Origin of the sequence: Pseudomonas sp. ADAK13 (genome assembly GCF_012935715.1) — a bacterium.
In the GTDB taxonomy this organism is placed as follows: domain Bacteria; phylum Pseudomonadota; class Gammaproteobacteria; order Pseudomonadales; family Pseudomonadaceae; genus Aquipseudomonas.
Map to the genome: position 1 here is coordinate 4,781,911 of NZ_CP052860.1, position 24,356 is coordinate 4,806,266.

Here is a 24,356-nt window from a genome sequence, read left to right on the forward strand (position 1 = left end):
GCACCTACTCCTCAAGCATTTTCATGGCGCTGGCCAGGCTGGTGCGCATGCGCCCGAAGGATTGGCCCAGGCGTGCCAGTTCATCGTTGCCGCTTACGTCTATCGGCGGCACGTCGGTTTCACCCAGGCTGACCCGATCGGCCAGGGCCGACATCTGCCGCAGGCGCCGGGTGACAAACAGGTGCACCGCCACGTTCAAGGCCACCAGCAGCACCGCGAAAATCCCCAGCATCGACAGCATGTAGCTGTGGAGCATGCTGTTGGCACGCTGCAATGGCAGGGCCAGCGGCACCGAGACCAGTTGTGCGCCGATGGTGTCGTTGAGTTTCCAGCCAAAGCCGTTCACCGCACCGTAGATGTCGACCATGGTTTTGGGCGCCGCGTCCGGGGTGCTGTGGCAGGCCAGGCAGGCACCGTCCTTGATCTGGATCGGTCGCGCGATGTACAGCGACGGGCCGTCCTTGTCGGTGCGCTCGCCCACCAGCTCATCGGTGGTGGGTTGGCTGCGCAGGTTGTTGATCAGGCTTTTTTCCCAGTCGTCGGCCAGGTCCCGGGGGTTGGTGGGGTTGAGGGTGGCTTCCTTGTAGGCGTAGTCCGGGTAGGACTTGAGCAATTCCTGCAGGTGCGAGATGGCGGCGAAGTCGGGCACCGACTGCGGCAGGAATTGGAATTTCAGGCGGTTTTCCAGCAGCGGCACGATTTGCTCGGCGGTGTAGGTGCTCGCGGCGGTGGCCGAGCGCATCAGCAGGCGCGCGGTTTCGAGGGTTTCCCGGCGTGCGCTTTGTTGCAGCATGTAGTGGGTGGCGACGCTGGTGGCAATGAAACCGACCACGAAGACGGCGAGGAACACCACGTTGAATTTTACCGCGAGCGACAATTTCATAAGGCCCCTTGGGTGCAGGCAAGGTTGAACGACGGGCAGGCCGTTAATGAGGGTTTTTCCGGCGCTCCAGGCGCAGCAGTTCGATCTCCCACTCCAGCACGCCGCCGCGGTTGGTCTTCACGGCCTGGCGAAAGGCCGGGTCTGTGAGGCGCGGGGCGAAACGGCTGGCGAGCATTTGCTGGCTGAGGTTCAGCGGGCTGACGACCCAGGGCGCGATGTCTTCGTAGGTGACGTCGCGTTCCTTTTTCAGCGCGGGGGCGGCAGGGATTTTTTTACCCAGCGCCACCAACGGATCGAGGAAGGGCCGGGGCAGGGCGTCGACAAACGCCTGTTCCGGGCGGGCGGTGGTTTTCAGGGGGGCGTCACCGGCGCGTTGGGCAAAGTCTTCGTGGTTCAGGGTGAGGGTGCGACCGGCCTTGCCGTGGTTGTCCAGTTCGGTGACAGGCTGGCTGCCGTCTTCGACGAACATTTCGCTCTGGCGTGACCCGACGTGGATCACACTGGCGCTGTTAGTCACGTTGAACGCCAGACCACCGGCGTTGACTGCGAGGCTGGCATGGGTGCTTGCAGCCACTGGTTGCAGCTTCAACCAGCCGCTGAGCAGATTGATTTGCGCGGCCTTGCTGTTGGTGGCGATCAGGATTCGCGTGTCGGGCCCCAGGGCGACGATGGCCGGGGTCAGCCCTTCGATCTGGATGCCGGCGCCGCCGGTTTGCAGAATGTCGCCGCCTTGCAGGCGCGTGCCGGCGCCGATGGTGTAAAGGGTGGTGGCACGGATCAGGTGCAGGGGTTTTTCCGCAAAGGAAATCACCGCGATAGTGGCCGGGGCCGCAAGCACGTGCGGCAGCTGAAACAGCCCGGCGAGCAATAGGAGTATCGAAAGTTTCTTCACGTGGGCGCCAGTCATCGAGCGAGTCGGGGTTGCGTGCGCAAGGCATCGCAGGGCCGCAGGCTACCCGTTGCGGGGCCTGGGCAATAAGGCAATTTTGCGTATGGATCCGGCCCAATCCGATTGAGCAAAATCATGGAATAAAGCGCTGGGGGAGGGTGTTCTTCTCATGGTTTCGCGTGATTCAGGCAGCCGCTTTTTGCTGGCGCAAGACCGATGACTTTCCTCTCGTCAGGAGCACCTATGACCACCCAGTGCATGAACGCCTTTTCCTCCACCAAGCTCTTCCTGCAACAGAACTTCATGACCGCCAAGCGCATTCCTTCGGGATTGATTGCGGGCATCAATGTGTTCGACGTGAACGACCACAAAGCCGGCGGCTACCGCCTGGCCACCCTGGATAAACCCGGTGAGTACGGCAAGATCGAACGGCCGCTGATGGGCCATTGGGTGCCCCAGGGCAGTTCTTGCGATATCCCCGCCAACCCGGGCGCCACGGGCTACGTGTTCACCCCGGATTTCAGTGGCTGTTCGATCCTGATCGACCATATCGACGACACCACCTACCGGGTGTTCCACGTGCAGGGTGGCAGCGATTACCTGAACAAGGAATACCTCAGCCGCTTCGACGGCCACGGGCTGGGCTTCGCCACGGCGATGACCTTTGATGACTATGGCGAGGACGCCTATCCCCGGGGCTTTGCGTTCATGAAATTCGAGGAAGGCCGCTGGTGGATTTATTTCCAGCGCCAGAACGGCGTGGGGCTGAATTTTGCCTATGGCAAATTCCAAATGAACGGCGCGCAAACCGTGCGCGGTGGCGGGCGCATCCCGGTGCCCAACCTCAAGCGCGAGTCGCCGCGCCATGGCGTGGTGCACAGCGGCAAGGCCCTGCCGATGCCGGCCAGCCGGCTGACCGAACTCAAGGTTGAAGTCTGGTAGTGCCCCGGTTGAAAAATAATCGGGAATAAAAACTGATGGCTGATTGTTCATCCTGCAGACGCTGACAATTGACCCTCGACGGACTTCAAGATGATTGCACTGACGTTTCTTAAAACTCTCCCTGGCAGGCGCGTGATGAGCAGCACCGACCCTGATGTTGTGGCACGCCGTAATCGCCTGGCGCTGCTGGTGTTGCAAGTGATCGGCATGGTCGTGTTGATCGCCTGTGCCATCGATGCCCAAAGGGCGCAGGCGCAGGACCTGCCCGACCCGTTGAGCGGTGACGCGAAGACGATCCTGATGACCGTGCGGGCGGAAGGTGTGCAGATTTACAACTGCGCCAAGGACGGCAACGGCCAGCTGGCCTGGCAGTTTCGCGAGCCGCTGGCGACGCTGATGATCAATGGCAAGACGGTGGGCCGGCACTTTGCGGGGCCGACCTGGCAGCTGGATGATCGCAGCGCCGTGGTCGGCAAAGTGGCTGCCCAGGCGCCGGGGGCAACGGGGCGGGATATTTCGCTGTTGCGCCTGGATGTGGTGAGCCATCAAGGCGTTGGCGGGCTGTCACCGGTGGTGGCGGTGCAACGGCTGCACACCGAAGGTGGCGTATTCAGCGGCCGTTGTGAGCACGACGGCGATTTGCACGTAGAGCCTTACCGCGCCGACTACCGTTTTCTCGGCCAGTAATCATTACTGCGTCACCCCGGGCCGCTCGGCTCGGTCGTAACACCCTCTGAACGTTTTCTTGCCTCGCGCCGGTAGCCATCGGTGTGCGGCGAAGCTGTGCCTGCAATTCAACCAATAATGATAGGAGCTTTACATGATCACTCGTTTACTCGCTGTCGCGGCGGTTTCCCTTGTTGCCTCGACGTGTGCCCAGGCGGCTGAAAGCGGTGCCACTGACTGGACCGGTTTCTACGGTGGCTTGAACGCCGGTGTGGGCTTCGGGGGTGACGGCGACGTCAATACCCAAGGCCAGGCGGCACCGAATATTGCCAATATCAACGGTGGCGCGCGTCCGGGTCGGGTGGACCTGGACCGTAACGGCTTCGTCGGTGGTGCGCAGATTGGCTACAACTACCAGTTCGGCCAATGGGTGGCGGGCGTCGAGGCCGATATCTCCCACACCGACCTGCAAGACAGCCGCAACATCGGCACCTCGCAACTGAATACGCACCTGGCGCTGAACAACAAGTTTGAGTCGAAGATCAAATACCTCGGCACCCTGCGCGGTCGCCTGGGTTACGCCTTTGACCATACGTTGATCTACGGCACCGCGGGCCTGGCGTATGGCGAAACCAGCCAGAGCGTGGATATGTTTGGCCCTACCGGCAATACCCAGTTCAGCGGTGATCAAAGTCACTTCAAGATGGGCTACACAGTGGGCGCAGGTATCGAACAGGCGATCACGCAAAACCTGTCGATCAAGACCGAATACCTGTACTACGACCTGGGCGAAGACAAGCTGAACGTGGCAGTGATTCCGGGCAGCGGTGGGGCGGGCACGGGTTATGACTCGAAATTCAAGAACGACGGGCAGATGCTGCGGGTGGGGTTGAACTGGAAGTTTGATTGATCGGTAGCAAGGCCTCAGGCATAGGCGCCTGAGGCTTTCGCCGGACGGATGGGGCGGTGATTGTAGAACTGCTCCTGTCGCGGCGGGCTGCTTTTTCGACAGTGGGAGGTGTTCCAGGTGGTGAAGTCGAAGCGCGTGACGGAGACCACGTTTTCCTGAATCAACATGATGGGGGCCGGGGGGCTCTTATCTGAATAACGCGTGCCCAGGGTAACTTCCAGCGTGTCCTTGTCACGGTAGCCGCTGAGCAGAGGAAGAAGGGTGAAGGCATGGTCCATTCCTTCGGACTCGGTGGGCATGCCAACGAATAAGACGATACCGACATACACTTTTCGATCATTCAAACTGAACATGCAAAGTGTGTACTTCTGGATGGACTCTCTGAGCAGGTATTTGAAAGGCGTGCCTTCAAGGATGTTCAGGGCAAGCCGGCAGTTTAGTTGTTCATCGGATTTCAGTTTCAGCTCTTTTTTCTTCGCGTTGACAAAAAGTCTAGCCCAGAGTGTGGGAATGACCATGGCGGTCAAACCAGCCTGCAACAGGAAAACCCAGAGTGCTGCATTTTTTTCGTTAGCAATATCGAGTTGTACCAACAGGGCGCCAAGATAGCGGCTGTAGTCTGTTGCAACCTCATGACCTGCGACGTGAACCGTCTGTTTTGACATGGCCAGAATCAAGGCACTCATCAGCGTGGCGACGACCAGGCAAACCAGCCCCAGCCGCGCAACATGCAGATAGAGTAATTGCCCTTCAAAACGGTGAAGGCGGCAGTAGTAATAAGGATGTTTTATACAGACCAGATAACCGCTGACCAGTAACGGCAAAATGATCAGCAGGCCCATGAATCATCGGCCTCCATTTTGCGGACCTGGCGAATCGCTTCTTTGTAGGCATCGGACTCCATGACTTCTTCGGCTGAGACGGAGATACCCCATTCCCCCTCAATTTTCATGGTTCTTTTTGACTTGATGGCTTCCACGGTATCCAAGTCATCCTGAGTCGGTTTACCGGCGAACAACGAATACAATCCAAACATGGCGACGACCTCGAGAAGATGCAGTCGTTTTTATAGCAAGTGGCTGTGGGGCTCGCCATTGATGGCCGACGTGCCAGCGTCGCCAGTTCCCGTAGGAAACGTCTCCATTCACTCCAGCGGCCTAAAACGTCGGCGGCGTAATCACCCAAATCACCACCGCATCCACCTTCCCGGGGTTGCCATACCGATGGGGCTCACTGCTGGGGAAGCTGAAACTGTCCCCTTCATCCAGCTGAAAATGCCGCTCACCCACCCATAGCTCGAATTTCCCGCTCAACACATAACCCGCTTCTTCGCCCTCATGGCTATAACTCTGCTGGCTATAGGTCCCCGGCGGAAAGCGCGAATGGAGCATTTCCAGCTGGTGATTGGGCAGGGGTGTCAGCAACTGGTCGACGATGCCATCTTCATAGTGAATGCTCTGGCGATTGTTTTTGCGCACCACAAAGCCTTCGTCCTCCGCGGCCGGCGTGGTCTCGCTGGCAAAAAACCACTGGATCGTCACGCCCAGGCTGCGGGCGATATTGAACAGCGCCGGGATCGACGGGTAGGCTAGGTTGCGTTCCAGCTGGCTGATGTAGCCGGCGGTCAATTCGCTCATCTGTGCCAATTCGGTGAGCGTCATGCCCCGGGCCTTGCGCAAGCCCCGGATGCGGGTGCCGAGAAACAGCTGTGGCGGTTGGTCGTTCAAATGTCCCACGCTACCTTCAATCCTTCATAAATCGCCTCTTCGGCGGTACGCGGCGCCAGGCAGTCGCCGATGCGCGTGAACGCCACCTGGCCTTGCAGTTCTGCGCCCAGAGTGTCCACCGGCTGATGGCCCTGGCACAACACCAGGGTGTCGATATTTTCCAGCAACATCGGCTCGCCGCTGGCGGTGTGTTGCAGGTAGACGGTGGTATCGTCGCAGCCGTACAAACGGGCGTAAGGGATGATCGGAATGCCCAGCCGATGCAGTTCACCGGCCAGTTGATCGCGCACATACAACGGGAGGTTTTCCCCGCAATGGGTGCCGTTTACTGCCAGTTGCACCTGATGGCCGGCGCGGGTCAGGCGTTCGGCGATGCCCGGGCCAATCCAGTCGCAACGCCAGTCCACCACGACCACTGAACGGCCCAGCGGAACCTCATCGCGCAGCACTTGCCAGGCGTCCACCACCTGCAACTCGCCGCCGCGTTCGAAGGCCGGCCAGTAGGGCTCGGCGCCGGTGGCGATGATTACCTGATCGGGCTGTTCGCGCGCCACCAACGCGCGGTCGACGCGGGTATTGCGCACCACGCGGACCCCGGCCAGTTCCATCTCGCGCTGCAAGTTGGTACTGGCGCCGCCGAACTCGCTGCGACGTGGCAGCAATTGCGCGAGGAGCACCTGGCCGCCCAACTGAGCACTGGCTTCATACAGGGTCACGTCATGCCCGCGTTGCGCCGCCACCGCGGCTGCCTTCATTCCCGCCGGGCCGCCACCGACCACCATGATCCGCTTGCGTCGCAGTGCCGGTTGCAACTGGCCAAACTGCAATTCGCGGCCGGTCTCGGGGTGCTGGATGCAGGAGATCGGCAAACCCTTGTGGAAGTGGCCGATACACGCCTGATTGCAGGCGATGCACGCCCGTACATCTTCGGCATGGCCGCTTGAGGTCTTGGCTGGCATTCGGGGGTCGCAGATCAGCGCGCGGGTCATGCCGCACACGTCGGCCTGGCCCCGTTGCAGCATCAGTTCAGCCTCCTGGGGCTGGTTGATGCGCCCGGTGACGAACAGCGGAATCGACAGGCTGGCCTTGAACGTCGCCGCCTCTGTCGCCAGGTACGCCGGGGCAATGGCCATGGGCGGCACGATGTGGATCGCGCCGCCAAGGGAGGCCGAGGTGCCGGCGACGATGTGCACGTAATCCAGCGCTGACTGAAGGCGTTGCACGGCCGCCAGGGAGTCCTCTTCGGTCAGGCCTTCGGGGTCGCGCTCATCAGCGGAAATGCGCAGGCCGATGATGAAATGCTCGTCGGTTGCGGACCGTACTGCGGCGATGATTTCCCGCAGGAAGCGCAGGCGTTGTTCCAGCTCGCCGTTGTAGCCGTCGGTGCGACGGTTCACTCGCGGGTTGAGAAACTGCGCCGGCAGATAACCATGGCTGGCGACCACCTCCACACCATCAATCCCGGCCTGATACAGGCGCTTCGCCGCAGCGCCGTAGCCCGCGACGATCTCGTCGATCATCGCCTGGTCAAGGGCCCGCGGCATCACCCGGAATCGCTCGTTGGGCACCCCGGAAGCCGAGTAAGCCACCGCCAGCAAGCCGTCAGCCGACTCCATGATTTCCCGCCCCGGATGGAAAATCTGCGACAGCACCACGGTGCCGTGGGCATGGCAGGTCTCGGCCAGTTGGCGGTAGCCGTCGATGCAGCTGTCATCGGTGGCCATCAGCACATGGGAGGTGTAGCGGGCGCTGTCGTGCACCCCGGCGACCTGCAACACAATCAGCCCCACGCCGCCCTCGGCGCGGGCCCGGTGGTAGGCGATCAGCTGTTCGTTGACCCGGTTGTCGGTGGGCATCGAGGTGTCGTGCCCGCTGGACATGATGCGGTTTTTCAGGCGTTTGCCGCGCAGTACCAACGGTTCAAAAAGATGCGGAAAGGCATGGGGCGACATGGTGCGGATACTCCAGGCGCTGTTGTTATTATTTTTCTATAGGAGGTCAGCCTCAGTAAAAAATCAACTTGTTTTTTTACTGGCGACTGGATTAGCGTCAGCCACATCACCCACCCGCCTGGAGAATAAAAATGACTGGGGCCACCGAACAACACCTGCGCGAAGAGCTTGCCGCCTGCTACCGGCTGATCGCGCACTTTCGCATGAGCGATTTGATCTTCACCCATATCTCGGTGCGCATTCCGGGGCCCGAACACCACTTTTTGATCAACCCCTATGGGCTGATGTTCGAGGAGATCACCGCCTCCAGCCTGGTAAAAATCGGCCTGGACGGGCGCGCGGTCGAGGCGTCGGCCCATGGCGTCAACCCGGCGGGGTTCGTGATCCACAGCGCCATTCACGGGGCTCGCGAAGACGCCCAGTGCGTGCTGCACACCCACACCCGCGCCGGCTGTGCAGTGGCAGCACTGGAGTGCGGGCTGTTGCCGGTGAACCAGATTTCCATGGAGTTCTACGGCAAGGTCGCTTACCACGACTACGAAGGCGTGGCGCTGGACATGGACGAGCAACAACGCCTGGTTCGCGACCTCGCTGACAAGCCGGTGTTGATGCTGCGCAACCACGGCCTGTTGACGGTGGGGGAGACGGTCAGCCAGGCGTTCCTGCGCATGTATTACCTGGAAAAGGCCTGCGATATCCAGATCGCCGCCCAGGCCTGCGGCAAGCTGATCCTGCCGCCTGCGGCTGTGTGCGAACACACCGAGCGCCAGTTCAATGACCCGGGCCGGCCACTGGAAGAGGGTGAGTTGGCGGACCTGGATGCCATGCAGCTGGCATGGGCGGCATTGCTGCGGTTGCTGGATCGGGTGTCGCCGGGGTTCCGGGAGTGAGGTAGAGTCGTCCAGCCGACTCAACCCAAGGACACCGCCTCATGACCCAGGAATCCCGTTTCTCCCGCATGGAACCGGAGTTGCGCAAGGCCAATCTGGTCCAGGCGACATTGGCCTGCCTCAAGCGCGACGGCTTCCAGGGCGCGTCGATCCGCAAAATCAGCGCCGAGGCCGGGGTGTCGGTGGGGCTGATCAGCCATCACTACTCGGGCAAGGATGAGCTGGTGGCCGAGGCCTATCGGTCGATCACCCGGCAGGTGATGGACCTGCTGCGTGATGCCATGGCCAAAGCACCGCCCAGCCCGCGGGAGCGGCTCTCGGCGTTCTTTCGCGGCTCGTTTTCCCCCGAATTGCTGGACCCGCAACTGCTGGATGCCTGGCTGGTGTTCTGGGGCGCGGTCAAGACCGCCCCGGCGATCAATCAGGCCCACGAACACTCCTATGGCGAGTACCGCACCATCATGCGTTCGGCCCTGGTGGACATGGCTGCTGAAGAAGCCTGGGAGCGTTTCGACGCGGATTTGGCAGCGATTGCCTTGAGCGCCTTGCTCGATGGTTTGTGGCTGGAATCGGGGCTCAACCCCGGTACGTTCACCCCGGAGCAGGGCATCCAGATCTGCGAAGCGTGGGTCGATGGCTTGCAGGCTGGCGGCCGCCAGCGCTTCCGGATCAAACCCTGAACTGACGAATTCTCGCCGCCTGGACGCAATGTTCAGGCCGGCATTCCCCCTCGAAAAATATTTGCAGTTACCCGATTGCCTCCTTGCTGAACACTCGTTTAGTATCGCCCCATGTCGCACCCCTCAAGCCAATTAAAATAATTCGAGGATTCCATGACTACCGATCCGTCCGTGCTCACTCAAGTGCAAGCAGGCGTTGCCTGGATCACCCTCAATCGCGGCGCCCAGCGCAATGCCCTGGACATCCCGACCCTCAAGCACCTGCAGGCGTTGCTGGACGGTTTCAACAGCGACCCGGCCGTGCGCGTGGTGGTGCTGACCGCCAGCGGTCGCAGCTTCTGCGCCGGTGCCGACCTCGCTGAGTGGGCCGACGCCGAAGCCCGTGGCGCCCTCGAAACCTACGGCTGGACCGAAACCGCCCACGCCCTGATGACCCGCCTGCACACCCTCGATAAACCCACCATCGCCGCCATCAACGGCACGGCGGTCGGCGCCGGCATGGACCTGACCCTGTGCTGCGACCTGCGTGTGGCCGCGCAATCGGCGCGCTTCAAGGCCGGCTACACCAGCATGGCCTACTCGCCGGACGCCGGTGCCAGCTGGCACCTGCCACGCTTGATCGGCAGCGAACAGGCCAAGCGCTTGCTGTTCCTCGACGAACTGTGGGGCGCTGACCGTGCTTTGGCCGCCGGCCTGGTGGGTGAAGTCGTCGCCGATGAGCAATTGCACGCCCACGTCACCGACCTGGCCACGCGCCTCGCCAATGGCCCGACGTTCGCCTTTGCCCAAACCAAAACCCTTATCCGCGAAGGCGCCGGGCGCAGCCTGGCCGACCAGCTCCAGGCTGAACTCGCCGCCGGTTTGCTCTGCGGGCGCAGTGCCGACGGCGCTGAAGCCCTGCGCGCGTCGATGGAAAAGCGCCCAGCGAATTTCTCCGGCAAATAGTCCCTCCTCAAAACACCCTCGAACGATCGACAGGTAGCGCCATGAATTTCCAGCCCAGCCAAGAACAAGACATGTTGGTGGACGCGGTACGCAGTTTTGTTGCCAAGGAGTTGTTGCCCCACGAGGAGGCGGTGGACCGTGCCGATGAAGTCTCGCCGGAACTTGCCGCGCAGATTCGTGACAAGGCCATCGCGGCCGGTTTCTATGCGTTCAACATGCCGGAAGAGGTCGGCGGTGGCGGCCTGGATTACCTGTCCCAGGCGTTGATCGAGCGGGAGTTGTCGAAGGTCTCCTGGGCACTGCATGTGTTTGTTGCCCGGCCGTCGAAAATCCTCATGGCCTGCACCGGAGCGCAGATTGGCGAGTACCTGTTGCCGTGTGTGCAGGGCAAGAAGATCGACTGTTTTGCCCTGACCGAACCGGGCGCCGGTTCCGACGCCAACGCGATCAAGACCCGCGCCGTGCGCAGCGGCGATGACTTTGTGCTGAACGGCAGCAAACACTTCATCAGCCACGCCGGCCACGCGGATTTCGCCATCGTGTTTGCCGTCACCGACACCTACGAACACAACGGCCGCCCGCGCAACGCCGTGACCTCGTTCCTGGTGGACCGCGGCACGCCGGGCATGACCATTCGCCGGGGCCCGAAGTGCGTCAGCAACCGTGGCTACCACACCTATGAAATGTTCTTCGACGACTGCCGCGTGCCGGCCTCCAAAGTCCTCGGCGAAGTCGGCAAGGGCTGGGAAGTGGCCAACGCCTGGCTGACCGCAGGCCGCGTGATGGTGGCTGCCAACTGCGTCGGCCAGGCCCAGCGTGCGCTGGACGTTTCCCTGCAATGGGCGGCAGACCGCAAACAGTTCGGCCAGCCCATCGGCACCTATCAAGGCATCTCGTTCAAGCTCGCCGACATGGCCACGCAAATCCGCGCGGCGGAGCTGCTGACCCTGAACACCGCCTGGAAGATGGACCAGGGCACCATGACCGATGGCGAAGCCGGCATGGCCAAGCTGTTTGCCAGTGAGGTACTGGGCAAGGTCGCCGACGAGGCCGTGCAGATTTACGGCGGCATGGGCTTGATGGACGAAGGGCCGGTGGAGCGCATCTGGCGCAACGCGCGGATCGAGCGGATTTGGGAAGGCACTTCGGAAATCCAGCGCCACATTATTGCCCGCGAGCTGTTGCGGCCGCTGTTGCGCTGATCGGGTGGGAGAACGCTTATGTCCCAGGCTATTCGCGACAATCTCAAGCGCCTGCTGGCGCCCCGTCACCTGGCGTTCGTGGGTGGGCGCAGCATGGCCCGCGCCCTCAAGCGCTGCGCCGAGGGTGGTTTTGACGGCCATATGTGGCTGGTCAACCCGCAACATGACAGCCTCGATGGCATTCCCTGCGTGCGCCGTGTGGCCGATTTGCCGTGTGGCCCGGACGCGGTGTTCATCGCCACCAATCGCGAGCTGACGTTGACCTGTGTCGCCGAACTGGCGGCCATCGGCACCGGTGGCGCCATCTGCTACGCCTCCGGGTTTGCCGAAACCGGCGCCGAGGGCCAGGCCTTGCAGCAACAACTGCTCAAGGCGGCGGGCGAGATGGCACTGCTCGGCCCCAATTGCTACGGCTTGCTGGATTACCTGCACAGCTCCGCACTGTGGCCGGTGGCCCATGGCGGCAAACCGGTAGAGAAGGGCGTTGCGGTGCTGACCCAGAGCGGCAACTTTGCCTACAACCTGTCCATGAGCGACCGTTCGTTGCCGGTGGCCTATATGGCGTCGGTGGGCAACCAGGCGCAATTGGGTGTCGCCGAGTTAATGGATGTGCTGCTGGATGAGCCGCGTGTGACGGCCATCGGCTTGCACCTGGAAGGCTTGAAGAATGTGCCTGGCTTCGCCCGCGCAGCTCACAAGGCGCTGGAAAAAGGCATTCCGATCATCGCCCTGAAAACCGGCGTGTCGCAGATCGGCGCGGAGCTGGCCCTGAGTCATACCAGTTCGTTGTCGGGTTCCGATGCGCTCTACGACAGCCTGTTTGCGCGCCTGGGTGTGATCCGGGTGAGCGGGCCGGTAAGTTTTGTCGAAACCCTGAAAGCGGCGGCCTGCGGCAATTTGCCGGCGGGCAACAGCCTGATCGCCCTGGCCTGTTCCGGTGGCGATGCCGGGTTGATTGCCGACTACGCCGAACGCAACGACCTGAGCCTGCCGAAACTCGATGAAGGCCAGCGTTCGGAGCTGGCGCAGGTGCTGCCCAGTTACGCCAACCTGGTCAACCCGCTGGATTTCACCACGGCCATCTGGGGCAACCGCGACGCCCTCAACAGCATGCTCGACACGGCACTGCGCACCGACGCGGATGCGGCGATGCTGGTGCTCGACTACCCGGCCGAATTTACCGGCGAGCGCAAGGAGTGCGACCTGTTGCTGGAGCTGTTTTGCAGCGCGCTGGCCCGTCACGGCAAGACCGGGTTTGTCACCTCGGCATTCCCCGAGTTGCTGCCGGCCCACGCTCGCGAGCGCCTGCATGCCCAGGGTGTTGCGGCGTTGCAAGGCGTGGAAGACGCGCTGGCGGCCTGGGGCCGGATTGCCGACTACCAGAACAATCGTCGGGCACTCCTGGCGCGGGGTGAGTCGATACTGGTCCCGCTGTGTCCTCAGGCGCTTGAAGCAGACGGGCAGTCGCTCAACGAGTGGGATTCGAAACAGGCTTTACGTGCGTTCGGGCTGACCACGCCGGCAGGTATCTTGAGTACACCGGAGCGAGCTATTGCCGATGCCGGCGTGCTGGGTTACCCCTTGGTGCTCAAGGCCGTCAGCGCCGACCTGCCACATAAAACCGAAGCCGGCGCGGTGGCGCTCAACCTGCGCGACGGCCTCGCCTTGAGCGCCGCGCTAATCCAGATGCGCGAGCAAATCGCGGCCTATGCGCCGGACGTACCCTTCGATCACCTGCTGCTGGAATCCATGGCCACGCCACCATTGGCCGAACTGATTGTGGGTATCAAGCGCGAGAACGACTTCGGCCTGGCGCTGGTGATCGGCGCGGGTGGCATTCTCGTGGAATTGCTCAAGGACAGTCGCAGCCTGTTGCTGCCGACCACCGACGATGCGATCCGCAATGCCTTGCTCAGCCTGCGCAGCGCCGCATTGCTGCAAGGCTTTCGCGGGCGCGAAGTGGTCAATATGGAGGCGCTGGTGGCGGCGATTCGTGCCGTGGCCGACTACGCCTGCGCCAACGCCGGGCAGTTGCTGGAACTGGATGTAAACCCATTGCTGGTCAATGCCCGGGGCGCCACGGCGGTCGATGCATTGATCCGTCTCGCCCAGGCGTGAAGGAGATGACGATGCAAAGCAAAACCTTGACGGGCGGCCAGGCCCTGGTGCGATTGCTGGCCAACTATGGCGTCGACACCGTGTTCGGGATTCCGGGCGTGCATACGCTGGAGTTGTATCGCGGTTTGCCCGGCAGCGGCATCCGTCACGTTCTGACGCGCCATGAGCAGGGCGCCGGCTTCATGGCTGACGGTTATGCGCGGGTCAGCGGCAAGCCGGGGGTGTGTTTCATCATCACCGGGCCGGGGGTGACCAATGCGGCGACGGCCATCGGCCAGGCGTATGCCGACTCGATTCCGCTGCTGGTGATTTCCAGCGTCAACCACACCGCCAGCCTCGGCAAGGGCTGGGGTTGCCTGCATGAAACCCAGGACCAGCGGGCGATGACCGCGCCCATCACCGCGTTTTCGGCGGTGGCGTTGAGTGCCGAGGATTTGCCGGAGTTGATCGCGCGCGCCTATGCGGTGTTCGACAGTGAACGGCCACGGCCGGTGCATATCTCAGTGCCGCTGGATGTGCTCTCGGCGCCGATCAAACGGGACTGGAGCAATGAAGTGGTGCGCCGTCCCGGGCGCGGTTTGCCATCGGCTGAAAGCCTCGATCAGGCCGTGGCGAAACTGGCGGCGGCCAAGCGCCCGATGATCATCGGCGGTGGTGGTGCGCTGTTGGCCGCGCAAGCCTTGCAGCGTTTGAGCACGCAATTGGCCGCGCCGTTTTTCAGCAGTGTGGCCGGCAAGGGGTTGCTGCCGGTGGAGCATCCGCTGAATGCCGGTTCTACCCTGTGCGTGGAGCCCGGCTGGCAGTTGATCGCCGAGGCGGATGTGGTGTTGGCCATCGGTACCGAAATGGCCGATACCGACTTCTGGCGCGAACGCCTGCCGCTGAATGGCGAGTTGCTGCGAGTGGATATCGACCCGCGCAAGTTCAACGATTTCTATCCCTGCGCCGTGGCCTTGCACGGTGACGCCCAATACACCGCGCAGGCCTTGCTGGAACGCCTGCCAGCCGCGCCGCGCAACGCCGATTCAGCCACCAAAGCGGTCGCGGCATTACGCCAGGCGGTCAGCAGCGGGCATGGCCCGTTGCAGCGCATTCACCAGGCCATTCTCGACCGCGTGGCCGCCGAGTTGCCGGCCAATGCCTTCATCAGCAGTGACATGACCCAACTGGCCTACACCGGCAATTACGCCTTCCCCAGCAACGCCACCCGTAGCTGGTTGCACCCCACCGGCTACGGCACCCTGGGCTATGGCCTGCCGGCCGGTATCGGCGCCAAGTTCGGCGCGCCTGAACGCCCTGGCCTGGTGCTGGTGGGCGACGGCGGTTTTCTCTACACCGCCCAGGAACTCGCCACGGCCGTGGAAGAACTGGACAGCCCGCTGGTGGTGTTGCTGTGGAACAACGACGCCCTGGGGCAAATTCGCGACGACATGCTGAACCTGGACATCGAACCCATCGGCGTACTGCCGCGCAACCCGGACTTTGCCGCCCTGGCGCGGGCGTTCGGTTGCACGGTCAGCGAGCCACAGAACCTGGATGAGCTGCAGACGGATTTGCGTAACGGTTTCAAGCGCAACGGCGTGACCTTGATCGAGTTGAAGCATGCCTGTGTGAACCTTTAGAGGAGCAACACCATGAGCGAAAACAACAACAAAATGACTCAAGCGATGCACCGACGGGATTTCCTCAAACACAGCGCCGTCGCCGGTGCCGTGGCCGCCGCGTTTTCCATGGGCCTGCCGCTGCCGGCCTTCGCCGAAGAGGCCGTGCCCAAGCCGGGTGGCGTGCTGCGCATGGGCCTGGCCGGCGGCAGCACCACCGACTCCCGCGACCCCGGGTCCTGGGTCGACACCTTCACCTTCGTCGGCTTTTCGGCGGTGTACAACACCCTCACTGAAATTGCCGTGGACGGCAGCGCCATCCCCGAACTGGCCGAAAGTTTCGAGTCGACGCCCGACGCGCGCATCTGGACCTTCAAACTGCGCCAGGGCGTGACCTTCCACAACGGCAAAAGCCTGACCGCCGAGGACGTGGTGGCCTCGATCAACCACCACCTGGCAGCCAATTCCACCTCGGCCGCCAAAACGGTGATCGGCGATGTGGCCAGTGTCAGCGCCAAGGGCACCGATGCAGTGGTGTTCGAACTGCACTCGGGCAATGCCGATTTCGCCTACGTGGTTGCCGATTATCACCTGGTGATCATGCCCGCCAAGGACGGCGTCGCCGACTGGCAGGCCGGGGTCGGCACCAGCGGTTATCGCCTGAAAAGCTTCGACCCCGGCGTGCGCATGGACCTGGAACGCAACCCCGATTACTGGAAACAGGGCCGCGCACATTTCGCCAGCGCCGAGTTGATCGCCATTGCCGACGGCGCGGCGCGGGTCAATGCGCTGGTCACCGGCCAAGTGGATGTGATCAACAAGGTCGACCTGAAAACCGTGGCCCTGCTCAAGCGCAACCCCACGCTGGTCATCGAAGAAACCAAGGGCGCCCAGCACTACACCTTCCCGATGTTGTGCGACAGCAACGAGTTCAAGAACAACGACATTCGCATGGCGATGAAGCATGCGATCAACCGCGAAACCCTGCTGGCCTCGGTGCTGCATGGCTATGGTCTGGTGGGCAACGACCATCCGATCCAGCCCGGCAGCCGTTTTATCAACGCCGCGCTGGAGCAGCGCACCTACGACCCGGACAAGTCGCGCTTCTACCTGCGCAAGGTCGGTGTGGACTCGCTCAAGGTGCGCCTGCAAGCCTCTGACGCCGCCTATACCGGCGCGGTGGACGCCTCGGTGCTGTTCAAGGAACAGGCACGCCAGGCCGGGATTGATATCGACGTGGTGCGCGAGCCCGCGGACGGGTTCTTCTCCAATGTCTGGATGAAGCAGCCGTTCACCACCTCGTTCTGGTACAGCAGCCTGACCGCCGACCGTATGTTCAGCATCGGCTACGCCAAGGGCGCGGCGTGGAACGAAACCCATTGGGATAACGCGCGCTTCAACCAGTTGCTCAACGCCGCACGGGGCGAGATGAACGCGCCGGTGCGCCAGGAGATGTACAACGAAATGCAGAGCCTGTGCCGCGACGATGGCGGGGCGATTGTGCCGCTGTTTGCCAGCTCGGTGGCGGCACGCTCGAACCGCGTCAGCCATGGACCGCTGACCGCACCATATGGGGAACTGGATGGGTTGCGGCTGATCGAGCGGTGGTGGCAGGCGTGATTCTTGTGCCGGGCGCTATGGCTCAGGCAATGAAGATCAACAGTAGGAGCTGGCTTGCCAGCGATGCAGGCACCTCGGTGTCTCGGGAATATCCAGGCGATGCCATCGCCGGCAAGCCAGCTCCTACACAAGCGTGCCCGATTCAAGGAACTGCACGATGAACAGCCTATTCAAACTGTTGCTCCAACGCCTGGCCCTCGGCCTCCTGTCTTTGTTCGCCGTGTCGGTGATCATCTTCCTGGCCGTGGGCATGCTTCCCGGTGATATCGCCCAGGCCATGCTCGGCCAGTCCGCCACGCCGGAAACCGTGGCGGCCTTTCGCGCCCAACTGGGCCTGGACCTGCCGCCCCTGAGCCGGTTCGTGCAATGGCTGTTGCGCCTGCTGCACGGTGACCTCGGCGCCTCCCTGGCCAACCAGCGGCCCATCGCCGAGCTGATCGGCGCACGGTTGGGCAACACCTTGCGCCTGGCGGCACTGGCCGCACTAGTCTCGGTGCCTTTGGCGCTGGTGCTGGGGATGCTGGCTGCGCTGTACCGCAACAGCTGGTTCGACCGACTGCTCAACACCTCGGCCCTGAGTGCGGTGTCGTTCCCCGAGTTCTTCGTTGCCTACCTGCTGATCCTGGTGTTTTCGGTCAAGCTCGGCTGGTTTCCCAGCCTGTCCAACCTGGCGCCGGACGCGTCATTTGGCACCATTCTCGAACGCTCGGTGCTGCCGGTCGCCACCCTGAGCCTGGTGGTGATCGCGCAGATGATGCGCATGACCCGCGCCTCGCTGATCAACCTGCTGGCCAGCCCGTATATCGAAATGGCCCGGCTCAAGGGCATCAGCCAGTCGCGGATTATCTGGCGCCACGCGCTGCCCAATGCGCTGGCGCCGATTGTCAACGTGATTGCCCTCAACCTGGCGTATCTGGTGGTGGGCGTGGTGGTGGTCGAAGTGGTGTTTGTGTATCCGGGGCTCGGGCAGTTGCTGGTGGACTCGGTGTCCAAGCGCGATATCCCGGTGGTGCAGGCGTGCAGCCTGATCTTCGCCGCCACCTACATCCTGCTCAACACCGGTGCCGATGTGCTGTCCATCGCCACCAACCCACGCCTGATGCATCCCAAGGGGTAGACCATGAGCCTTCTCACACAACTGGTCCGGGCGCCATTGAGCGCGAAGTTCGGCCTGCTGATCATTGTGCTGTACGTGCTGGTGGCGCTGTTTGCACCGGTGCTCGCACCCTATGGCGAAACCCAGGTGGTGGGCGAAGGGTTTGCGCCCTGGAGCGGCCAGTTTTTGCTGGGCACCGATAACCTCGGGCGGGATATGTTCAGCCGCCTGGTATATGGGGCGCGCAACACCCTGGGCATCGCCTTCCTGACGACGGTGCTGGCGTTTATGCTGGGTGGCCTGAGCGGCCTGGTGGCGGCAATCAAGGGTGGCTGGGTCGACCAGGGATTGTCGCGGGTGGTGGACATCCTGATGGCGATCCCGCAACTGATTTTCGCCTTGCTGATTCTCAGCGTGGTCGGCACCAACGCCACCTCCCTCGTGTTGGTAATTGCACTGCTGGACTCGACCCGGGTGTTTCGCCTGTCCCGGGCCGTGGCGATGACCGTGGTGGTGCAGGACTTCGTCGAAGCCGCGCGTTTGCGCGGGGAAGGGCTGTGGTGGCTGGTCACCCGCGAAGTGCTGCCCAACGCCGCCGCGCCATTGATTGCCGAATTCGGCCTGCGCTTTTGCTTCGTGTTTTTGTTTATCAGCGCGTTGTCGTTTCTCGGCCTGGGGATTCAACCGCCCACCGCTGACTGGGGCAGCATGGTCCGCGACAACGCCGTGCTGATTACCTTCGGCGACATCAGCCCGTTGCTGCCGGCCCTGGCGGTGGCGTTGATCACCGTCAGCGTGAATTTTGTCGTCGACTGGATGCTGCACAAATCCAGCGGCCTGAAGGAGTGTTGAGGATGGACAAGCCATTGCTGGAAATCCGCAACCTGCAGATCGAAGGGCATTACGAAGAGGCCTGGCATCCGCTGATCAAGGGCATCGACCTGACCTTGCAGCGGGGCGAGGTGCTGGGATTGATTGGTGAATCCGGCGCGGGTAAATCAACCTTGGGCCTGGCGGCCATGGGGTTTGCCCGGGATGGTTGCCGCATCACCGGCGGCTCGGTGTGCTTTGACGGCATTCAACTGTTGCAGGCCAAACCTGAAGCCTTGCGCAAGCTGCGGGGGCTGCGCATTGCCTACGTTGCGCAAAGCGCTGCTGCGTCGTTCAACCCGGCCCACCGGCTGATTGACCAGCATGTGGAGACCGCCGTGATCAACGGTGGCATCAGCCGTGCCGAGGCCGAACGCGAGGCTGTGGAGTTGTACCGCGTGCTGCGCCTGCCCAATCCGGAAACCATCGGCCAGCGGTATCCCCATCAGGTGTCCGGTGGGCAACTGCAACGGGTGATGACCGCCATGGCGATGGCCTGTCACCCCGACCTGATCATCTTCGACGAACCCACCACGGCCCTCGACGTCACCACCCAGATCGAGGTGCTGGCGGCGATCCGCGATGCGGTGAAAACCTTCGGCAGCGCCGCGCTGTATATCAGCCATGACCTGGCGGTGGTTGCGCAGATGGCCGACCGCATCATGGTGTTGCGCCACGGCAAGCTGGTGGAGGAGGCCGAGACGCGCACGATGCTCAGCACGCCGCAGCAGGACTACACCAAATCCCTGTGGGCCGTGCGCAGTTTTCGCACCGAGCCCAAGGCCTGCCCCGAGCAGCAGGTGCCTTTGCTGGAAGTGCGCCAGGTGTGCGCCAGCTATGGGCATCAGCCGGTGCTGCACGACGTGTCGATGAGCCTGTATCGCGGCCAGACGCTGGCGGTGATCGGTGAGTCCGGCAGCGGCAAAAGCTCCACGGCTCGGCTGATCACCGGGCTGCTGCCAGCCACCGCCGGGCAGGTGCTGTATGACGGTGAAGCGTTGCCGGCGGATTTTCGTCGGCGCAGCAAGGAGCAGTTACGGCGGATCCAGATGATTTACCAGATCCCGGACACCGCGCTGAACCCGCGCCAACGCATCGTCGACATCATCGGCCGGCCGCTGACCTTTTACCTTGGCCTCAAGGGCAAGGCCATGCGCGCCCGGGTCGCCGAATTATTGGAGATGATCGAGCTGGACCCGGCCACGTTCATGGAGCGTCAGCCACGTGAATTGTCCGGTGGCCAGAAGCAGCGGATTTGCATTGCCCGCGCCCTGGCGGCCGACCCGCAACTGATCATCTGCGATGAAGTGACCTCCGCCCTTGATCAACTGGTGGCCGAAGGTGTGTTGAAGCTGCTCAACCGGATCCAGCAGCAGTTGGGCGTGGCCTACCTGTTTATCACCCATGACGTGGCGACCGTGCGCGCCATCGCCGACGAAGTGGTGGTGATGCAGCGGGGAAGGGTGGTGGACCAGGGCAGCCGCAGCGCGATCTTCACCCCTCCGTATCAGGACTACACCGGCCTGCTGTTTTCATCGGAGCCGGAAATGGACCCCGACTGGCTCGACCATTTGCTGGCCGAACGGGCCGCGCTTACTTCTTGAGGAGTTTTTATGAAGGTGTTGATTGTGCATGCCCATCCCGAGCCGCAGTCGTTTACCGCGGCCTTGCGTGACCAGGCGATTTCCACCCTGCAGGCGCAGGGGCATGAGGTGCAGGTCAGCGATTTGTACGCGCTGAACTGGAACCCGGTGGCCAGTGCCTCGGACTTCACCTCGCGGGAGAATCCCGAGTACCTGGTGTATGCGCTGGAGCAGCGACTGGGGGTGAAAAGCCAGTCCATCGCGGCGGATATTCAGCAAGAGTTGGACAAGCTGCTGTGGGCCGATCTGCTGATCCTCAACTTCCCGATCTTCTGGTTCTCGGCGCCGGCCATGCTCAAGGGCTGGATTGACCGGGTGCTGGTGTCCGGCGTGTGCTACGGCGGCAAGCGGTTTTATGATCAGGGCGGGCTCGCCGGCAAGAAAGCGCTGGTCACGGTCACCCTCGGCGGGCGCGAGCATATGTTTGGCGAGGGTGCGATTCATGGGCCTTTGGAGGACATGCTTCGACCGATTCTGCGTGGCACGCTGGCGTACGTCGGGTTTGAGGTGCTGGAGCCGTTTGTGGCGTGGCATGTGCCGTATATCAGCGCCGAGGCCCGGCAGGAATTCCTGCACAGCTACCAGCGGCGACTGGAAGGGCTGGCGGATGACCAGCCGTTGGTGTTTCCCAAATTGGAGCAGTTTGATGAGGCGCTGTATCCACTGTCCTCAACTCAGTGAAGATCCAGTGTGGGAGCCGGGCTTGCCCGCGATGGCGGTGCATCAGTCAGCCTATTAGGTAACTGATACACCGCTATCGCAGGCAAGCCAGCTCCCACATTTGATCTTCATTGTCCGCCGGGATTGTGTGCCCGCAACCGCTCGGCAGCACTGCGCAGCAACTGCTCGGTGCCGTCCCAGCCCAGGCAGCCGTCGGTGATCGACACGCCGTATTTCATTGACGGGCTCAACGGTTGGCAGCCTTCGAACAGGTGGCTTTCGATCATCATGCCGATCAGCGAGGTGTCGCCCTGCAAGCGTTGCTCCAGCACGTCGTTGAACACCGCCGGTTGGCGCAGCGGGTCTTTGCCGCTGTTGGCGTGGCTGCAGTCGACCATGATCCGTGGTGCGACTTTGCTCTTGGCCAGGTCGGCGTGAACCTGGGCCACGCTCTGGCGATCGTAGTTCGGCCCACGGTGGCCGCCGCGCAATACCAGGTGTGTGTCGGGGTTGCCCGGGGTCTGAATGATCGCCGGATGCCCCTGGCTGTCGACACCGAAGTGGCGGTGCGGGTGAGCGGCGGAGCGCATGGCGTCACAGGCGATGGCGACGCCGCCGTCGGTGCCGTTCTTGAAGCCCACCGGCATGCCCAGGCCGCTGGCCATTTCGCGGTGGATCTGCGATTCGGTGGTGCGTGCGCCAATGGCGACCCAGCTTAGCAGGTCATCGAAGTAGCCGGCAGCCATCGGTTGCAGCAACTCGGTGGCGACCGGCAAGCCCAGGCGCAGCATTTCACGCATCAGTTCCCGGGACAGGGTCAGGCCGGCGGCCATGTCGTCGCTGCCATCCAGGCGCGGGTCGTAGGCCAGGCCTTTCCAACCGATGGTGGTGCGGGGTTTTTCGACGTAGGCGCGGATCACCAGCAGCATCTGGTCACTGACTTCATGGGCCAGTTTTTTCAGGTTGCGGGCGTATTCCATGGCCGATTCCGGGTCGTGGATCGAGCACGGGCCGACGATCACCAGCAGGCGTGAATCTTCGCCCTTGAGGATGGCGCGCACGGCTTGGCGATGGGCGTGGATTTGTTCGTTGAGGAACGGGCTCAGGGGCAGTTGGTGCTTGAGCTCCAGAGAACTGGGCAAACGCTGGGTCAGCGTTTCATTGGCGCAGGGCAGGGTAGGAACGGGCAGAGCGGCGATCGAAGAGTTCATATTCTGGCTTCCTGGGCAAGCGGCGGGCTGTTCCCGCACGCTCGGCCCTACTGGGGTGTTCGACAATTGGCCGTATTGGCTACGTGTGTTGGCTTGCCACCAATAGGTGACCGATCGGAGGCGGCAGGCTGTCCCGAACGGAGCTTGCTAAATCGCCAGGCGGTGGAGGTGTCGTAGCGGTAATAGGTGGCGTAGTTCATGTCGTGAGTCCTTTAAGTGTTCGGTGTGTGGCAAAAATAATAAGGGCTGAAAAAACAAAACCCCCGGTCGGGGAGCCGACCGGGGGTTTAGATTTCTCTGGTAGGCGACCCCTTGAGTAGTGGGCGCCGATTTCAGGTATCAGGCGCGCCAGTGGCTAAACCAATACCCAAAATAAAAGCTGACCAGTGCGCTCAAACCGCTCACACGGGCAGCCACGACCGAGCGCTGGGCGCTGGCAGCAGGGCAAACCTGAGTGTGGGTGAGTTGCAACATGGTGTGTCTCCAAATGATGGGTGGAGCTTAACTGAGGCGAGTGGGCGGATTCAATCAGTAATTTCTATCGAGGTTGGGTACTTACGGCTATGACCCAAGTGTCGATATGCTGCACGGACTTCACGATGATTGCCTGGATGCGACCATGACTGCCTTGACGATTGCTGCTGCCCAAACCGTTTCCATTGCGGGCGACTTGCCCGCCAACATCGCGCATCACCTGGCATTCATGCGCATCGCAGCGGCGCACGGTGTGAAATTGCTGGTGTTTCCGGAGCTGTCCCTGACCGGCTATGAACCTGCGTTGGCCGCCGGGCTGGCGATTGCGCCGTACGATGAAGTGCTGGCGCCGCTGCGGGAGATGGCGCGTGAGCTGCGCATCACCGCCGTGGTGGGCATGCCGATTCGCCAAGGGGCGGTGAGTGAGGTGTTGATCGGCGCGCTGGTGCTGGGCCAGGACGGCTCGCTGGCGGTGTACACCAAGCAGCATCTGCACCCTGGCGAAGAAGTAGCGTTTACCGCGGGGCAGGGCGGTGCGGCGCTTGAATGGGGTGGCGACCGGATCGCCCTGGCGGTATGCGCAGATTTCTCCCACGCCAGCCATCCCCGGCAGGCTGCCGAGGCGGGGGCGAATATCTACGCCGCCGGTGTGCTGATCAGCGAAGGCGGCTACGCTCCGGATACTGCCTTGCTTCAGGGCTACGCGGCCGAGCACGGGATGGTGGTACTGATGGCCAATCACGGCGGCCCATCCGGTGGCTGGACGTGCGCCGGGCGCAGCGCAATCTGGGGCGCAGATGGCGGTTTGATCGCAGCCAGCCCGGGTGTAGGCGATGCGTTGGTGATCGCACGTCGCAACACCGCCGGCCAGTGGCACGGGGAACAGGTGGTGATTTAGGGAGCGCAGGCCCATGGCGTTTCAACTGCAGGCAGCGACCAGCCAACACCTGGCCTTCGCCCGAACCCTGACCCATCAGGCCATGGGCAACTATTATCGCCAATACGATTTGTCGTGGTCTGATGCCGGGTTTGATACCGCCTGGGCCGGTCGGGAGAATTGGCTGATCTGTCGCGATAACGAGGTGCTGGGTTTTATCAGTGTCAGTCGTGACCCAAAGGCGCTGTATATCCGCGAATTGCACGTCCTTGAGGCGTTTCGTCATCAAGGGGCGGGCGGCTGGGTCATCGAGCAGATGGTGTATAAGGCGCGCGCCGAGGGGCTGGGTCTTTTACGGTTGACCGTTTTCAAGACCAACCCGGCGCGAAGGCTCTATCAGCGCAAGGGCCTGGAAATCGTGGGTGCGGAGGATTGCTTCTGGCGCATGGAGCGCGATTGCCGCCCGTGATCAGGTGCGGATTTGTCCGATTTCAGGAAAA

Annotated in this window: 23 protein-coding genes; 16 read left to right on the plus strand and 7 right to left on the minus strand. The window is 62.4% G+C overall.

All coding sequences use genetic code 11. The annotated features are described in order from the left end of the window. Positions 1–4: 4 nt before the first annotated feature. Together HKK54_RS22085 and HKK54_RS22090 are read right to left on the minus strand one after the other, a co-directional pair. Positions 5–883 carry a c-type heme family protein gene (locus tag HKK54_RS22085; protein ID WP_169387809.1) on the minus strand — a complete coding sequence of 293 codons (879 nt, stop codon included), beginning with the start codon at positions 881–883 and terminating at the stop codon, positions 5–7. Positions 884–926: 43 nt separating this feature from the next. Next, entirely contained in the window at positions 927–1,790 is an 864-nt protein-coding gene (locus tag HKK54_RS22090; RefSeq protein WP_237150972.1) for a hypothetical protein, read from the minus strand. 225 nt (positions 1,791–2,015) lie between these two features. Here HKK54_RS22090 and HKK54_RS22095 point away from each other — a divergent pair, with 225 nt between their 5' ends. The 3 genes from HKK54_RS22095 to HKK54_RS22105 all read left to right on the plus strand — a co-directional run bounded on the left by HKK54_RS22095 (position 2,016) and on the right by HKK54_RS22105 (position 4,290). After that, positions 2,016–2,714 carry a hypothetical protein gene (locus HKK54_RS22095; RefSeq protein WP_169387810.1) on the plus strand — a complete coding sequence of 233 codons (699 nt, stop codon included), beginning with the start codon at positions 2,016–2,018 and terminating at the stop codon, positions 2,712–2,714. A gap of 135 nt (positions 2,715–2,849) precedes the next feature. Continuing rightward, positions 2,850–3,401, plus strand: a complete 552-nt coding sequence (locus HKK54_RS22100; protein ID WP_169387811.1) for a DUF3455 domain-containing protein — start codon at positions 2,850–2,852, stop codon at positions 3,399–3,401. Between the two features lie 133 nt (positions 3,402–3,534). After that, complete coding sequence (locus HKK54_RS22105) at positions 3,535–4,290, plus strand: outer membrane protein (protein ID WP_169387812.1); 756 nt, start codon at positions 3,535–3,537, stop codon at positions 4,288–4,290. Positions 4,291–4,304: 14 nt separating this feature from the next. Here HKK54_RS22105 and HKK54_RS22110 read toward each other — a convergent pair whose 3' ends face one another. From HKK54_RS22110 to HKK54_RS22125, 4 genes are all read right to left on the minus strand, one after another. After that, positions 4,305–5,132, minus strand: a complete 828-nt coding sequence (locus HKK54_RS22110; RefSeq protein WP_169387813.1) for a hypothetical protein — start codon at positions 5,130–5,132, stop codon at positions 4,305–4,307. Beyond that, the gene (locus HKK54_RS22115) at positions 5,120–5,326 is read right to left on the minus strand and encodes a hypothetical protein (protein ID WP_169387814.1); all 207 of its coding nucleotides are present in this window, start codon (positions 5,324–5,326) and stop codon (positions 5,120–5,122) included. The genes HKK54_RS22110 and HKK54_RS22115 overlap by 13 nt, the downstream gene beginning before the upstream one ends. Before the next feature lie 121 nt (positions 5,327–5,447). Further along, positions 5,448–6,026 (minus strand): helix-turn-helix domain-containing protein, encoded by a 579-nt coding sequence (locus HKK54_RS22120; protein ID WP_169387815.1) that lies wholly within the window; start codon positions 6,024–6,026, stop codon positions 5,448–5,450. Further along, on the minus strand, positions 6,014–7,969 hold the full coding sequence (locus HKK54_RS22125) for an oxidoreductase (RefSeq protein WP_169387816.1): 1,956 nt from the start codon (positions 7,967–7,969) through the stop codon (positions 6,014–6,016). Before HKK54_RS22125 ends, HKK54_RS22120 begins: the two co-directional genes overlap by 13 nt. A gap of 131 nt (positions 7,970–8,100) precedes the next feature. Between HKK54_RS22125 and HKK54_RS22130 the strand changes: the two genes are divergently transcribed. From HKK54_RS22130 to HKK54_RS22180, 11 genes are all read left to right on the plus strand, one after another. Next, the gene (locus HKK54_RS22130; protein ID WP_169387817.1) at positions 8,101–8,859 is read left to right on the plus strand and encodes a class II aldolase/adducin family protein; all 759 of its coding nucleotides are present in this window, start codon (positions 8,101–8,103) and stop codon (positions 8,857–8,859) included. Positions 8,860–8,900: 41 nt separating this feature from the next. Beyond that, on the plus strand, positions 8,901–9,539 hold the full coding sequence (locus HKK54_RS22135) for a TetR family transcriptional regulator C-terminal domain-containing protein (RefSeq protein WP_010173716.1): 639 nt from the start codon (positions 8,901–8,903) through the stop codon (positions 9,537–9,539). Positions 9,540–9,692: 153 nt separating this feature from the next. Next, on the plus strand, positions 9,693–10,484 hold the full coding sequence (locus HKK54_RS22140) for an enoyl-CoA hydratase/isomerase family protein (RefSeq protein WP_169387818.1): 792 nt from the start codon (positions 9,693–9,695) through the stop codon (positions 10,482–10,484). A gap of 41 nt (positions 10,485–10,525) precedes the next feature. Beyond that, a complete protein-coding gene (locus tag HKK54_RS22145; RefSeq protein WP_010173712.1) occupies positions 10,526–11,686 on the plus strand; it encodes an acyl-CoA dehydrogenase family protein in 1,161 nt (386 codons plus the stop codon). Positions 11,687–11,704: 18 nt separating this feature from the next. Continuing rightward, positions 11,705–13,804 (plus strand): acetate--CoA ligase family protein, encoded by a 2,100-nt coding sequence (locus tag HKK54_RS22150; protein WP_169387819.1) that lies wholly within the window; start codon positions 11,705–11,707, stop codon positions 13,802–13,804. An 11-nt stretch (positions 13,805–13,815) separates the two neighbouring features. After that, positions 13,816–15,426 carry a 5-guanidino-2-oxopentanoate decarboxylase gene (locus HKK54_RS22155; protein ID WP_169387820.1) on the plus strand — a complete coding sequence of 537 codons (1,611 nt, stop codon included), beginning with the start codon at positions 13,816–13,818 and terminating at the stop codon, positions 15,424–15,426. Between the two features lie 12 nt (positions 15,427–15,438). Continuing rightward, positions 15,439–17,025 carry an ABC transporter substrate-binding protein gene (locus tag HKK54_RS22160; protein ID WP_169387821.1) on the plus strand — a complete coding sequence of 529 codons (1,587 nt, stop codon included), beginning with the start codon at positions 15,439–15,441 and terminating at the stop codon, positions 17,023–17,025. Between the two features lie 157 nt (positions 17,026–17,182). Next, the gene (locus HKK54_RS22165) at positions 17,183–18,142 is read left to right on the plus strand and encodes an ABC transporter permease (protein WP_169387822.1); all 960 of its coding nucleotides are present in this window, start codon (positions 17,183–17,185) and stop codon (positions 18,140–18,142) included. Positions 18,143–18,145: 3 nt separating this feature from the next. Next, a complete protein-coding gene (locus HKK54_RS22170; RefSeq protein ID WP_169387823.1) occupies positions 18,146–18,973 on the plus strand; it encodes an ABC transporter permease in 828 nt (275 codons plus the stop codon). A 2-nt stretch (positions 18,974–18,975) separates the two neighbouring features. Continuing rightward, the gene (locus HKK54_RS22175) at positions 18,976–20,595 is read left to right on the plus strand and encodes an ABC transporter ATP-binding protein (RefSeq protein ID WP_169387824.1); all 1,620 of its coding nucleotides are present in this window, start codon (positions 18,976–18,978) and stop codon (positions 20,593–20,595) included. Positions 20,596–20,604: 9 nt separating this feature from the next. After that, positions 20,605–21,315 (plus strand): NAD(P)H-dependent oxidoreductase, encoded by a 711-nt coding sequence (locus HKK54_RS22180; RefSeq protein ID WP_169387825.1) that lies wholly within the window; start codon positions 20,605–20,607, stop codon positions 21,313–21,315. Positions 21,316–21,422: 107 nt separating this feature from the next. On the opposite strand, the gene HKK54_RS22185 is transcribed toward HKK54_RS22180, so the two are convergent. Further along, positions 21,423–22,505, minus strand: a complete 1,083-nt coding sequence (locus HKK54_RS22185; protein ID WP_169387826.1) for a 3-deoxy-7-phosphoheptulonate synthase — start codon at positions 22,503–22,505, stop codon at positions 21,423–21,425. 619 nt (positions 22,506–23,124) lie between these two features. Here HKK54_RS22185 and HKK54_RS22190 point away from each other — a divergent pair. Together HKK54_RS22190 and HKK54_RS22195 are read left to right on the plus strand one after the other, a co-directional pair. Beyond that, the gene (locus HKK54_RS22190) at positions 23,125–23,877 is read left to right on the plus strand and encodes a carbon-nitrogen hydrolase family protein (protein ID WP_169387827.1); all 753 of its coding nucleotides are present in this window, start codon (positions 23,125–23,127) and stop codon (positions 23,875–23,877) included. A 13-nt stretch (positions 23,878–23,890) separates the two neighbouring features. Beyond that, positions 23,891–24,325: a GNAT family N-acetyltransferase gene (locus HKK54_RS22195; protein ID WP_169387828.1), complete on the plus strand. Its 435-nt coding sequence runs from the start codon at positions 23,891–23,893 to the stop codon at positions 24,323–24,325. Positions 24,326–24,356: the final 31 nt, after the last annotated feature.